A 13913-nucleotide genomic window follows, 5' to 3' on the forward strand; every position below is an offset into this window, starting at 1 on the left:
AGTGGAATAACGTAGATGTAATTGAGACTTTTGAGGTCAGCTCAAGGAATAGTGAGGATGCTGCAATTTTTTATAAGCGAAAAAGAGATGGATCATTTATCGACTAAACACTCGCAGTCTACCATATGCCTAAAAGCCGTTGGTGTTGAGTGAGGGAAAGAGCGCCTGGTTCACCAACTACGAAAGGATATATACTTGGTATAAGTTTGTCTATTGAGTTGTACAAATAGCTCGCTCAGGATACCTTTAAGACTACTACAAAATGAACTCAATGAAGGGATACTTATTCTTATTGGCTTTTATTGTGATCGGAGGAGGTATATACATATATAATACCACCTCAAATGTCAAGAAAACATATTATGATACTGGAGAACTGCAGCAAGAAACTCCGCTTAAGAATGGCTTAGAAAATGGAGTCGTAAAGGAGTATTATAAAAATGGTGCGATTAAGATAGAGGCCACTTTTAAGGATGGAAAACAGGATGGTCCATCTGTGTTTTATTTTCCGAATGGTACTGTGGAGAGGAGAACGTTTTTTTTAAACGGCATACAGACGGATACCTTAAAGATTTATTATGAAAATGGGAAAATTCGAGAGATCAGTGTAATTGAGAAAGGACTGAAGAACGGTCCATTCAAATATTTTGATGAGCGTGGAGAGTTAATAGAAGAAGGTTCTCTTGAAAAAAATTTAAAGACTGGCAATTGGTTAAATAGGCGGGATGGAATAGTAGAAGAATATTACAATGCAGGGATATTAATGTCCAAGACTGTAAACGGACGTTATTTTCATAGAAATGGATATTCAATTCTTGCTCTTTCTGATTGGTATAAAATGGTTGAAAAACCAAATATAGTTGCTTTCATTCCGAAGACGCGACTTGCTGATAAACTTCCGTTGGGAGAATCTATTTCGATCGTTTCAGGGAAAATTCCTGATTCACTTTCGTTTGACCAGTATGTTAAAATGGAATTGACTGCAAATGAAAAGCGACTTGGATCATTCAAAGTATTGTCCAGTCATAACGAAAATCATAGACATGTAACGGTTGCATCATTTGTATATAAAGGGACTAGTGAAGGGATTATTGTTAGAGTTATGTTATCGATATACTACAATGGTGAGAAATTGGTTGTAGTCTCCTGTCTTTCGCCTGATGCTCTTTTTACCGATCAGTTAAAATTGAAATTTAACAAAGTTCTTTCAAGTTTCCAGTTTGATAGCGAGCAACTTTTCTCAGGTACCTAATAATTAATGGATAGAGGATGCCGCCACCTGTTACTGGTAGTTCTTCAGCTAATTGCTACGGCTTCCTTACATGCTCAGCAAGCCGATAGCCTTTTGAATAGGTTGTCTCTCGACAGCATTCCTATTGCAAACGCTTCTTCAATAGGGTATATATTGCGAGTGAATATGTTGCGGAGCACTTGCCTTCAAAAAATATGATGAACCCCTGACTCATAATCAGGAGACCTTCCCGTTTTGCAGTTTACTATTTTTAACCCCATAGCTAAAGTATATAAATACACCAACGATCAGCCAGACGATCAGCCGCAGCCAGTTAGCAGGACCAAGGGTATAGATTAATCCGGAGCAAACGAGAATACCCAGAATCGGAATTACCGGCACCCACGGCGTGCGGAAGGGGCGGGGGAGCGATGGATCTGTTTTACGCAAAACGATAATGCCTATACATACCAGCACGAAGGCGAATAATGTTCCAATCACGGTCATGTCGGAGATGATGGAGGCTGGTATAAAGGCAGCGATGAGTCCTACGAAAATGAAGAACAGAAAGTTTGACTTCCAGGGTGTTTTGAATTTCGGGTGAAGCTGCGAGAATATTTTTGGTACCAGGCCATCGTTAGACATTGAGAAAAATACGCGCGATTGTCCCATGAGCATAACGAGTATTACGGAAGAGAAACCGGCCAGTATAGCAATCGTGATCAACGTTGACAGCCAGCCATAGCCTTTCATATAGGTATCGATAACATAAGTAACGGATGCTTCCTGTCCAACGGTTCTGAATTCTGTATAGTTGGCAACACCGGCCAATATGTGTGCAAAGAGTATATATAGCACTACGCAGATCAATAATGATAATAATATACCTTTGGGCATATCGCGTTGTGGATTTTTTGCTTCCTGTGCAGCGGTGGAAACAGCATCAAATCCTATAAATGCAAAGAACACAACACCGGCTCCGGCAAATATACCGGTCCAGCCGAATTCGCCCGATACGTTGGTATTGGCTGGTATATAGGGAGTATAGTTTTCAGGATTGATATAGGACCATCCAAAGCCAATGAACAGCAACACAATGGCTACTTTAATAACAACGATGATACTGTTCACAAGCGATGATCCTTTAACACCTCTCACCAACACAAGCGATAACAGCAGGATGATGAATAAAGCCGGTATATTCATAATACCGTGCACTCCGTCAGCCGCTTGTTGGAATGGGGAGTGTGAGAACTCATACGGAATCTGAATATGAAAAACATTGCTGAGTAATTTATTCAGGTACTCTGACCACGATGTAGCTACTTTGGCTGAGGCAACACCATATTCCAACACGAGGTCCCACCCGATGATCCATGCAATGAATTCGCCCATCGTTGCATACGCATAGGTATAGGCGCTGCCCGCGATCGGAATCATAGAAGCAAACTCGGCATAGCACAGACCCGCCAGCGCGCAACCAATACCTGCGATAACAAAACTGATTGTCACGGCAGGGCCGGTATGATTCGCGATGGCTTCTGCTGTGCTGGTAAATAATCCGGCCCCTATAATTGCTCCGATACCAAGTGCAATAAGTCCCATCGTGCCGATGGTTCGCTTGAGACCTTTGTCGTTGCCGGAGGCTTCGTTCATCAGTTGTGTGATACTTTTCTTGAGCCAGATGTTTGCCATGGGCTTAGGGATTTTGGTAATGCCCAAATGTATCTGGCTGGTAATGCGAGAGTCCAGTGCTGTTGTAAAGAATAGTAAAAAGTAATGGAAAGAAACGATGTGTAACTGCGGTTACATTAAGTTACAATGGACTTATACTCTTGATTGCCAGGTGAATTGATAAATTCGCGGAGTAATGTTTCATCAATCTTGATATTCTCCGGAATGATCCGCAGCCGGTACTTTCCCTGGCCGATGAATGTAAAAAGATCTTTTCTGTCCAGCTTCTGATCTTCTTCCAGCTTGAGAATTTCATTCATGTTGTCGATGATGCGGCTGAGATAGGTTTGATTGTTGATCTCACCCCCGAGACCAATCAGAATACTTTGCGCTGTCTCATTTCCGTGTTTTCTCCGGATGGCAAACTTCAGCAGGTTGATATATTGTGTGGTCTTCGAGCCAAACTCAAGCGTTGCGCCAAATATCTCCTTGGAAGGGATTGTAATTTTTATGAGAGACCAATCCATAAAGCTAATCGTCATCTCGTTGGGTTTAGGTGTATTCGCGAGTTGAATAACCCAGCTTGTTGCCAGCACCAGTGTGATGGCAATGAACGAAGTTTTAGCTGTAATTTTTATCAGGTCTTTTGTGAAGTCATCATACAAATCCGGGAAAGCATCGGGGAGGATGGAAACGAATATAAAGACAATGGCAATGACAGAAATAACAGCAACGATCTGTAGCCCGCGGTTTGCAAATGTTCTGTAGAAAGTAACGATGAGCAGAAACGTTAAGAAGCCGGATAGAACAAGGTCGGGAAGTGCGCTTATCCGAACTCCATATACCTCGTTGTGTACTCCTGAAAGGAACGGTATAGCACAAGTAAGGAGAGCCAGAATAAAAATGAGAACAATGATCCGAACGCTGTTCTTCGTATGCTTGTGAATAAACTGAGGCGCATGATCTGCATAGCGTAACGCGAGAAACAGGAAGAGATCATTTATAATAGAGAATAGATTATTCCCGGTTTTGAAATATAGTGTTTGCGAAAAATGAGACGTATTGCCTATATATGCCCAGCAGCCGGCAACCACCCATACGAAGATCGCCAGGCTTAAATACAGCAAGCCTTTATCAACGCGTTTTGGAGAGTTATCTTCCTGTAGAATCTGTTTGAACCGATCGCTGATATTATACCAGATTGCCAGCAATAGCAACGCACCTGTAAACGAAATTAGAATGTGAGCAAGTATATGAAAGCGTATTACGTCTGCCATGCGACACAGCGTTTGTTGTAGTGCAAGTTCCGGTTGAAATTTCAACAATTCATAATACTATATAAAAAAGAGAAATTCATGAAACGGCTGATAAAAGTTTTTCATGTATTAATAGCTTTCGTGACGGTAGAAACAAGAAAAGGTTGTCCCCAAAGGAGGCAACCTTTCTTTATTTCAATCAACAGAATTTATACTGCTGCTACTGTCTGTGCTTGTATAGCGAGAATACGCTTTTGTGCGAAAGAGAAGATAATGAATGCTACGCTGATCAACGTGGCTAGTGTTAGATATGCGGTACCGAGCATAACAAGATCCTGCACCTGCAGAACGGTAATAACGCTAAAGCTAAGTATTGACGTGATAATATAGGTTCCGCCCCCGGTAATACCGCTTACGATGCCGGCATTGGATGAGAAGCGGCCCAGCGCAAAGGTATAGAATGTATTAAAGGTAAAGCCACTGGCCATGTGCGTCAGGATAACGATGATCATGAATGTAACCAGCGAAGGGAGATAGGTCATGGTCATAATCATCGCAGTTGAAAAGGTAATCAGCAACGGTGCCACTATACGCATCTTGGTAGCCAATGGACGGTTGATCATTGACTTGCTGATTAATCCCCCCGCCAGAATTGCTACACCTGATAAAAGTGAACAATAGCCGATGGTGACTGCCGATGCATGGAAGATATGCTGAATAATGAATGGACTTGCCATGTTGAAGACAATAACCATAGAGAATGCTGAGCCCAGAATGAAGAGGCTGACACTGAAGTCGAAGGTTTTTAGTTTTGATGCATAGATGTTTAAAAGTGTGCTGACTTTAAAGACCTGCGGTGACTTGAGTGTTTCTCCGCTATAGATCAGTTCAAGTGTAAGAATAGCCAGTGTGGTGAAACCGAGGAAATAGAAGTTGGACTGCCACCCAAAGTAATGCTGAAGAAAGCCACCCAGGAAAGGAGCGATGATGGGTGCTGTGGCCCACATAATGGAGAACAGACTGGTATAGTGTTTCAACCGGCTGCCGGTATATAGATCGATGAAGAAAGCGCGTTTGCCGACAACGATCAATGCTATGGCAATGCCTTGTATAATCCGCATGCTTAGCAACACCGGCAGACTGTGTGTCTCAGCAATGATGAAACTCGACAATGCGAAAACAACAAGCGATGCAATGCTTAAACGATAACGACCAAATGTATCGAGCAGACTGCCCACGAACAACTGGCTGATACCGTTACTAACCACAAACACCACAAGCGATAGCTGTATATCTGCCTGGCTGGTGCCGAACAATACGGCCATGGCAGGGAAGGATGGAAGGTATATATCGGTGGCGAAGCCCGATAGGGGGATGAGGGCAAATGCAAGCACTGTGCTGATTGCTGCGTGACTTTCTTTCAGGGTTTTCATTTTTGTATTGTGTTTTTTTGATTGTTCGGGTTCATGTGTTCTTATTTTTATTTTAGACCGATCGGTCTTTTTATGGTTAAAAAAAACTAGAGCGCGTCAATTTCTTTTTTCAGCATGTCCACTACTGATTTCATCATGGCTTTATTGTTGGTTACCCGCGATGCGAAGATTGCGCCTTCAATCATGGTGAACATTTTTAGCGCGAAGAGACTGGCATCGGTGCGCTTGCTGAAATCACCGGCTGCTTGTCCTTCTTCTATAAGTTTGATCATGCGTTGCTGGCTTCTTTTTATTCCTTTGGCAACACGTTGTTTAAGCTCGGGGTTTGTGTCATCTGCTTCCGTGCCAAAGTTGAGCAGAGGACATCCTCCGGTTTCGCTTGTGGCGAGGTTGTCGTGGTAGTAATCCAGGAGTGCAAACAGTTTTTCGCGGGCGGTTTGTTTGTTTGCTATGGCGCTGTCCAATCCGCGAGCGACCAGACCTGTGAGGTAATCAAATGCTTCCACGCAGATCTCATCTTTATTTTCAAAGTTGCCATAGATGCCGCCTTTGGCAAGTTTGGTTGCTTCCATCAGGTCGGATATAGCGGTGCCGGCAACTCCTTTTTTATTAATAATGGCAGCCGATTGTTCGATAATAAACTGTCTGGTTCGCTCTGACTTTGTCATGATACTGTAATTTTAGACCGTTCGGTCTTATTCTAGAAAACGCAAAGAATAATAATTGGTTCCGGTTCTTTATAATTTTTATTAACTTTTTTGAGACCGAGCCAGGAAGGGGGATGTCCGGTATGCTTGCCGGAATCTGCAATAGCGATAGTAGCGGAAAGCCCGAAGCGTGTTGGGTTTGCGTGCATGGCGGACTTGTAGCGGATAGCGCGGGCCGCAGGCATTGCCATTGTAATATTTATTTTACATATTTGCTTAACAAAATATAAGGAAATACGTTGACGGAGGGTACGTGTTGTGAGATTTATTGTCTGAATCACAAGTATAGTTTGAATTATACCTATGCAGGAGGAACACCCTTCCCGTTTTGCAAGAAAGTTTTTGCGGTGGATCTGCCCGGAAGAATTGCGTGAAGAAATAGAGGGCGATTTGGTGCAACGTTATTATCGTGATGTGAAGCGTATAGGCGAACGGAACGCCACGCGAAAGTTGGTGTGGAGTGCGCTGAAGTTTTTCCGGCCCGGCATTTTACTACGGAACAAATTTACTTTCCAACTGATCAATACGATGATGCTGCGTAATTACTTAATCATTGCTTTTCGAAATGTAGCGAAGAACAAAGTATTCTCCGCTATAAATGTATTTGGTCTTGGCATCGGCCTCGCTGCGTGCCTGCTGATCTTTCAGTTTGTAACGTTCGAACTGAGCTACGATAAATTTCATGATAAGTATGATCGTATATACCGGGTGACCAACGACCGGTTTCAAAACGGAAAGCTGATACAGCATGGTACGATTACATACCCGACTATAGGTCCGACTATGGCGAAAGACTATGCTGAAATAGAGATATATACCCGGCTGATGCCATCGGGAGCCTTTAATGCGCGGGTTAATGATGAGTACTTTCAGGACGATCAAAGTCTGATGGTAGACGAGCATTTTTTTTCCGTATTCAGCTTTCCGCTTTTGGCAGGTGAACGCTTGTCGGCTTTGAAGGATGGACATACAGTTGTAATTACGGAAGACCTGGCGCGCAAATATTTTAACCTGACGCGTAGCAATATAGTGGATGCGCTTGGTAAGGAAATATACTGGGGAAGTGATAAGCAACCCTATAAAGTGACCGGTGTTTGTGCGAATGTGCCGGATAATTCGCATTTGCAGTTTGATGCTTTGGTGTCGTATAGAACGCTGATTGGCGAAGGTAACAACGATGCGGATGTCAGCTGGAAATGGTCTGATTTCAGACACTATATTGTGTTGAAGCCAGGCGCAGACTATCAATCTCTTGAGAGTAAATTTCCTGTTTTCAGTGAACGATATTTTAAAGGCGATAAAGTATCAGGCAGTGTTGAAAAATTTTACCTGCAGCCGCTTAGTCGCGCGCATCTATACTCAGACTATGAATACGATATAGCCCGTACGGCCAGTGGTAAATCAGTATGGGCCATGCTGGTGATAGCAATCTTTATCCTGGTAATAGCCTGGATCAACTATATAAACCTGACGACCTCGCGTGCTCTCGACCGGGCCAAAGAGGTTGGCTTGCGGAAGGTAATGGGAGCGATGAAGAGCCAGCTTGTAGGACAGTTTATTTTTGAATCAGCGCTTATATCATGCCTTGCATTTGTAGCCGCTATACTTTGTGTACAGGCATGTCAGTTTACTTTTAACGACATAGTGGGACATCAATTGAGTCTGTGGCATGTACTTTCGGAATTGAATAGCTCCGGTATATTTATATTTATTGGCGTGATGCTAGGCGGTATATTGCTGTCGGGTTTTTATCCTGCCTTTATGCTCTCTTCGTATCAGCCGGTTAGCGTATTGAAAGGTAAATTTCAACGTTCGTCCAGTGGACACTATCTGCGAAAAGCATTGGTAATATTTCAGTTTACAGCGTCAGCTACGTTGATCACCGGTACACTGATCGTATCGAAGCAATTGCGTTTTATGAACACGGCCGATTTAGGAATGAACATCAATGATATAATGATTGTGGACGGGCCGGAACTCATGGCGTGGGACTCAACATTTGTGGAGCGTGTTGAGAATTTCAAGTATGAACTGGTGCATACCAATGGCATTGCAAGTGCTGCAACTTCCAGCCGCTTGCCGGGAGATCGCCTGGGGAGAGGCTTTGATTTTCGGATAAGCAATCAACCAACTGAATCACACTATACAACAAGTTTCCTTGGTGCCGACTATCATTTCTTTGATACGTATGGTATATCGGTTATAACCGGAAGAAAGTTTGTGGTTACGGATCATAAAGTAAATTTCGATGACATCACGGTTGCCGTCATCAATCAGAATGCTGTGAAGTTATTTGGTTTTGCCAATGCAGAAGAAGCGGTAGGGCAGGAGATTATTGATGGAAACAGAAAGTGGACTATTATTGGTGTGGTTAATGACTTTCACCAGGAGTCGTTGAAGAAGCCGATGGAGCCGATTGTATTTTTGCCAACCTATAGCACGTATGGCCCTACCTCCATACGGATAGCCGATGCGCGTAAGGATGAACTCATTCCGGTGGTTGAAACTATATATAAGAAATTCTTTCCGGGAAATGCATTTCGGTATTCATTTATAGAAGATCGATACTATGCACAGTATATGGATGAAAAACGTTTCGCCCGAATCATTTCCATATTTACCGGACTGGGTATAATTATATCTTGCCTGGGGCTTGTAGGACTTTCATCGTACACGGCTGTTCAGCGTACGAAGGAGATCGGTATACGAAAAGCATTGGGAGCATCATTGCTTAATATCATTACATTGCTGTCATCGGATTTTATGAAACTGGTTGCCGTTGCTATTTTACTATCTGTGCCCATAGCATACTTCTCGATGGATAGCTGGCTGAGGAATTATCCGTACCGGATTTCATTGCAATGGTTTTTGTTTATGGTGCCGATGCTGGTTGTCTTTATGATTGCTGCTTTTACGGTGAGCTTCCAGGTCTTAAAGACAGCGCGGGTAAATCCAGCAAATACGTTGAAGTATGAGGGGCTTTGCGGTATAGTAAACCGGTGTACGTAAAGCTGTTTCGTACTTTTCTCCGGATATCTTACACTGCCGGTTACGTTCGTCAGGGCTGCTATATTCAGCCCTATGAAACGTCTGTTTACGCAAGCGGTAATAGCTTCTGCATGCATTTTTAACCTGGCCGGCTGCGAAATTGAAGAGACACCGGCTAAAAATCTTCCTTCCTTCGATTATATACAGTCGAACGGAAGTGTAAAGTTTAAATTGGTTACAGGCATTGATAACCGTGTAATCTCCACCAACATCAGCGATGCGATGTATAACGTGTCGGGAAATACACTTCAGGTTAATGCAGCTGGTGGAAGCATGACAGTAGCGGTAAAAGATTTAAACCTGTTGTGGTGCAATGCGTGCTCAATAGAAAATACAGAGCCATTGGTGGCGGATACACTGAACATGTCAGTACATGCCGGCTCGGTTGATCTGCAGGATATACATATCAATGGTTATCTCGGACTGAACGCTCAAAACCTGGGCACCTATAAATTCAGTGGCTATTCACATTTCTTTACGGTTTCCAGTATAAACCTTGTCAGTATCGAGGCGTTTAATCTTGTTACCGATAGTACACACGTGAACTCAACGAGTGTGGTGGACACCGAAGTGAATGCTACTCAAGTAGTAAATGTATTTATCAATTCCAGCGGCAGCGTTCGATACCGCGGCAATCCTCCGATTGTAAGACTCACCAAAACGGGATCGGGAAGACTGATCAAAGAAAACTGAAGATGGCTGCTAGCCGCAGCTTCTGGGCTATGTTGGCTTCTGGTTGCAAGCTTCTGGCCACAGGGAAAAATGCAGCCGCTATATATAACGTTTATGCTGGTCGAAATATAGCCTACTACAAATCTACCAGCAGCTGGCAACTGGTAGCTAGTAACTGACTTCAGCGTCTATCAATATTTCCACGGGTTGTAGTTTTGCGTGGGTTTCATCTGACTGCGTTAGTCGCTGTGAACTTGTTATTTTATTGGCGAGGAGGGAGGCTATATTTTCGGCCATGCGCTCGATGAACTCGATGTGATGCTGTTCCATTGTATTGAAAGAAGCCAGTTCAATAATTCCATTAACTTCACCACGCGTCTTTAGCGGTACAATAACCAGGTGACGTGGCGTTGCTTCTCCAAGACCGGACGTAATCTTGATATAGTCTTTCGGTATATCTTTCAGGTGAATAGTTTCTCCTTCCAGTGCGCATTGTCCGATAAGACCAGCGCCTGCTGCGATACGTTCGTGTATATATTTCTTTTTGTCGTATGCATAGGTGGCTATACGTTCCAGTAGTCCATCATCTGCAGAACCTTTTAATATATAGAGTGCGCCCTGGTTGGCTTGCAGATAGTATACCATCAACTTTAGTATGCGGTCGCCCAATACGGTGATTCCTTCTGAATCATTTTTGAGAATTTCATTGAAGCGCGCTGCACCTTCGTTCATCCAGTTTATTTTTCGCTGCTGTTCTTCTGCATGACGAAGTTTTTGTTGTGCGCTGATAAGCGATTGTGCCAGTACATCGTTTGCGTATTGTTCATCGTAACGATACGTAAGTTCACCCGAACCTAAGTGCTCTGCGAAAGAAGACGCAGCCTGAAGACGGTCTATGAATTGATTAAACGCAATTTTTGTTTGTCCGATTTCTTCCGTGGTATGAATCCGTAACTTATCCGGAAATATACCGCTTGCCAGTTTCTGCATACCGTTACGGATTTCCGTGATAGATTTTGTAAGCAGACCCGCATATAGTAAGGCCATACCAATACCGGCTATAATCTGCACGCCGAAGATAATCCATAGCATCCATTGGGTGCGGGCAATCTCGGTCTCATTCTGTTTCTTTATCGAAGAGCGGATTGTCTCAATGCGCGGACGAATCAATTGAAAGTTTTCCCGTATGCGGCCGCGTATACCCTCATCGTTGCTCAACCCGATCTGTTGCTCGATTGCTACCACTTTATTAAAGGCATCTTTATAATTCGCGAGCGATGCCAGTAAAGCTGCGTTGGATGTTAAAGTGATCTGTTGCTGCAGTATATCAAAACGCTTGTTGAATTCCTGTTGATACTTGACGTCCTTACGCAGGAAGAAATCTTTTTCATGTCGTCTCAGCATCAGCAACGTAACTTTGTCAAATTCAAATCCAGAGTTTTCCACCGTGTGGATGGCATCGCGCAGTGAACCTTCGAGTCCGAAATCCTTAAAGCCCCGCGCGCCTAACAACGCTACCAGTAAATTGAAATCGTGTTGCAGACTGTCCAAGGGTGAAATCAGGTTTTGTGCAAGCAAGGCATGATCCTTCAGTGTTGTACTTTCAACATCGGTAATGATGGCCTTTGCTTCAGTATAATTTTCATGGAAGGATTGCAGCGAAGGTGTTTTTTGCGTTTCGAGGAATGATTTCGATTTATATCCTTCGTATATAAATTCTTTGGTGGCGAGGTCAAGCGTTTCGAGGCGAAGCTTGAGTACGTCCATCTTTTCGTTGACGGATTTATAGTGTATGATCTTGTGGATCGATGAAACCGATAAAGCGATCAGCAGAACTGAAAGCAAAAGGAGCGATCCGAATGCAGCCAGCAGCTTGATCCGTATCTTCAGTCCTAAAAGAAAATCTCTCATAGAAGAACCTGGCGGTTAATTGGGGTGCGCGTAGGGCCTCAAAGAAACACGGCCTGTGTGAATTTGCCATAGCAACACGGTTAACGTTTTATTAATTGAGACATACCGGTATATCGGTGCGATAGGTGGGGTAGCAACGGGGTGGATACTGAAAACTTAAAAATTCCTTAACGATACTCACACCGCTGGCTCTTCTTTTATTTAAGTTCTTTGAAGCGAAAAACAGACCCCGCGCAGATGCATACACCTTCTGACGAACAGCTTGTACTGCTTCTTAAGGATGATAACCGCATAGCATTCAGCACGCTATACGATCGTTACTGGGAAGGTATGTACCGTGCAGCCTATGCGTTGTTGCGTGATGAAGATGCCGCGAAGGATATTGTTCAGGATATATTTCTTGATTTGTGGAAGAAACGACAAACGCTCCAGATCGCTTTCTTCGCTGGCTATATATTTCAATCGGTAAAGTACCAGGTAGCACAGCAACTTCGCAAAGCGGCTCTCTCGGCAGAGCATGCTGCCTATATTGATGCAACCCCGATGATCAATACAACGGAAGAGCTTATCGCGTATAAAGAACTCGATACACTGTTACAAACCTCGCTCGATACGTTGCCTGAAAAATGCAGGAAGATATTCTACCTCAGCCGCTTTGAGCATCTGTCGAATATAGAAATTGCCGAACGCCTCAACTTGTCTACACGCACGGTAGAGTGGCATATCTCCAATGCGTTAAAGCACCTTCGTCATACACTGGAATGCCGGTATATTTCTGCTCTTCCTTTAATTGTCCTATACATGTTATGAAAATATTAAGTGCGTTATTGATTTGTTATATGTGCACTTTTTAAAAAAATTACCCCCGTGTTCGGTGGTATCAGTTACACTATACAGGTGTAACGCCACGGCATGACTAAAGAAGAATTCAAAGCACTACTGGACCGATATGTTAAAGGATCGTGCTCTGCTATTGAACAGCAATATTTCGATGACTTTTATAAAGCATTTCAGAAGGACGATTCATACTGGAAAGATTGGGAGCTTACTGAACGCGATCGTATTAAAATAGAATTGTATCAATCGCTGACCAAAGCGATGGAATCAGATGATCTTGCACGGGAAATCCCGGTGGAGGAATTTGAGACATCACCGAAGAGATCGTTTATACGTGCGTGGCTAAACGTTGCTGCGTCTGTTATAATTCTGGTGGCAGCGGGTTGGATATTGTATACATCGCGCAGCCGTAAGGAGGAAGAGGTAAAGTATATTACGCACACGACAAGCCGCGGCCAGCAGGCGGTAATTACCTTACAGGATGGTTCCGTGGTAAAACTCAACAACAGCAGTGCTATTTCTTTTCCGGAGAAATTTGCCAATGGTAAACGCGAAGTCACGTTGCAGGGCGAAGCGTTCTTCGAAGTAAAACGCGATCCGGAAAAACCATTTGTCGTTAAGACTGGTGATCTTACCACGGCCGTACTCGGTACTTCTTTTAATATATGCGCCTATCAGCATAAGCCTATTGAAGTGACAGTAAAAACCGGTAGGGTACTCGTTGCCAATGTGCGGAAGCAAACAGACCGGCTCGAACTCCATCCCAATCAGCAAATATACTTTGATCCTGTAAAAGCAATCTGGGAGAAACGCGAAGTATCGCTGGAGCGCTACCTCGCCTGGACAGACAAAATTATATACCTCGATAACACTCGCATGGAAGAGCTTACTGACATTCTGGAGAAGTGGTATGATGTAACCATTACCCTGGACAACAAAGCGCTTGGCAATTGTACGGTGAGCGGTAAATATAAAAGCGACCGTTTGACCAACATCCTCGAAGGATTGAAGATCATGCACGGTATAGAATACCGTTTTGCCAGCGAACATGAAATCGTCATTAAAGGAAAACCCTGTAAACCCTGATGCCTATGCTATAACCATGACGCTATAAATACCGGGGCTGTTTGTTTCTGTGTGGAAG

Annotated in this window: 10 protein-coding genes; 5 read left to right on the plus strand and 5 right to left on the minus strand. The window is 43.5% G+C overall.

From position 1 onward, the window contains the following. Positions 1-262: 262 nt before the first annotated feature. Positions 263-1252, plus strand: coding sequence for a hypothetical protein (locus ACFQ21_RS19230; RefSeq protein WP_377581318.1), 990 nt, complete (start codon positions 263-265; stop codon positions 1250-1252). 216 nt (positions 1253-1468) lie between these two features. On the opposite strand, the gene ACFQ21_RS19235 is transcribed toward ACFQ21_RS19230, so the two are convergent. The 4 genes from ACFQ21_RS19235 to ACFQ21_RS19250 form a co-directional block, all read right to left on the minus strand. Further along, positions 1469-2926 carry an amino acid permease gene (locus ACFQ21_RS19235; RefSeq protein WP_377581321.1) on the minus strand — a complete coding sequence of 486 codons (1458 nt, stop codon included), beginning with the start codon at positions 2924-2926 and terminating at the stop codon, positions 1469-1471. Between the two features lie 116 nt (positions 2927-3042). Beyond that, a complete protein-coding gene (locus ACFQ21_RS19240) occupies positions 3043-4182 on the minus strand; it encodes a hypothetical protein (RefSeq protein WP_377581324.1) in 1140 nt (379 codons plus the stop codon). 188 nt (positions 4183-4370) lie between these two features. Then, positions 4371-5594 (minus strand): MFS transporter, encoded by a 1224-nt coding sequence (locus tag ACFQ21_RS19245; protein ID WP_377581326.1) that lies wholly within the window; start codon positions 5592-5594, stop codon positions 4371-4373. 86 nt (positions 5595-5680) lie between these two features. Beyond that, a complete protein-coding gene (locus ACFQ21_RS19250; protein WP_377581329.1) occupies positions 5681-6262 on the minus strand; it encodes a TetR/AcrR family transcriptional regulator in 582 nt (193 codons plus the stop codon). A gap of 342 nt (positions 6263-6604) precedes the next feature. On the opposite strand from ACFQ21_RS19250, the gene ACFQ21_RS19255 reads away from it, so the two are divergent. Together ACFQ21_RS19255 and ACFQ21_RS19260 are read left to right on the plus strand one after the other, a co-directional pair. Next, complete coding sequence (locus ACFQ21_RS19255; protein ID WP_377581332.1) at positions 6605-9310, plus strand: ABC transporter permease; 2706 nt, start codon at positions 6605-6607, stop codon at positions 9308-9310. A gap of 72 nt (positions 9311-9382) precedes the next feature. Beyond that, positions 9383-10042, plus strand: a complete 660-nt coding sequence (locus ACFQ21_RS19260; protein ID WP_377581334.1) for a GIN domain-containing protein — start codon at positions 9383-9385, stop codon at positions 10040-10042. 147 nt (positions 10043-10189) lie between these two features. Here the strand turns inward: ACFQ21_RS19260 and ACFQ21_RS19265 are convergent, their stop codons facing one another. Then, positions 10190-11932 carry a GAF domain-containing protein gene (locus tag ACFQ21_RS19265; RefSeq protein ID WP_377581337.1) on the minus strand — a complete coding sequence of 581 codons (1743 nt, stop codon included), beginning with the start codon at positions 11930-11932 and terminating at the stop codon, positions 10190-10192. 210 nt (positions 11933-12142) lie between these two features. Here ACFQ21_RS19265 and ACFQ21_RS19270 point away from each other — a divergent pair, with 210 nt between their 5' ends. Further along, positions 12143-12742 carry an RNA polymerase sigma-70 factor gene (locus ACFQ21_RS19270; protein WP_377581340.1) on the plus strand — a complete coding sequence of 200 codons (600 nt, stop codon included), beginning with the start codon at positions 12143-12145 and terminating at the stop codon, positions 12740-12742. A 102-nt stretch (positions 12743-12844) separates the two neighbouring features. Further along, complete coding sequence (locus ACFQ21_RS19275) at positions 12845-13855, plus strand: FecR family protein (RefSeq protein WP_377581343.1); 1011 nt, start codon at positions 12845-12847, stop codon at positions 13853-13855. The last annotated feature ends 58 nt before the right edge of the window (positions 13856-13913 follow it).

Source organism: Ohtaekwangia kribbensis (genome assembly GCF_042676245.1).
Classification (GTDB): domain Bacteria; phylum Bacteroidota; class Bacteroidia; order Cytophagales; family Cyclobacteriaceae; genus Ohtaekwangia; species Ohtaekwangia kribbensis.

Excerpts from the sequence above, each read along its gene's own strand:
- ACFQ21_RS19230 (WP_377581318.1), top strand. The coding sequence starts at position 263 with ATGAACTCAATGAAGGGATACTTATTCTTATTGGCTTTTATTGTGATC.
- ACFQ21_RS19240 (WP_377581324.1), bottom strand. The coding sequence starts at position 4,182 with ATGGCAGACGTAATACGCTTTCATATACTTGCTCACATTCTAATTTCG.
- ACFQ21_RS19235 (WP_377581321.1), bottom strand. The coding sequence starts at position 2,926 with ATGGCAAACATCTGGCTCAAGAAAAGTATCACACAACTGATGAACGAA.
- ACFQ21_RS19250 (WP_377581329.1), bottom strand. The coding sequence starts at position 6,262 with ATGACAAAGTCAGAGCGAACCAGACAGTTTATTATCGAACAATCGGCT.
- ACFQ21_RS19260 (WP_377581334.1), top strand. The coding sequence starts at position 9,383 with ATGAAACGTCTGTTTACGCAAGCGGTAATAGCTTCTGCATGCATTTTT.
- ACFQ21_RS19265 (WP_377581337.1), bottom strand. The coding sequence starts at position 11,932 with ATGAGAGATTTTCTTTTAGGACTGAAGATACGGATCAAGCTGCTGGCT.
- ACFQ21_RS19245 (WP_377581326.1), bottom strand. The coding sequence starts at position 5,594 with ATGAAAACCCTGAAAGAAAGTCACGCAGCAATCAGCACAGTGCTTGCA.
- ACFQ21_RS19275 (WP_377581343.1), top strand. The coding sequence starts at position 12,845 with ATGACTAAAGAAGAATTCAAAGCACTACTGGACCGATATGTTAAAGGA.
- ACFQ21_RS19255 (WP_377581332.1), top strand. The coding sequence starts at position 6,605 with ATGCAGGAGGAACACCCTTCCCGTTTTGCAAGAAAGTTTTTGCGGTGG.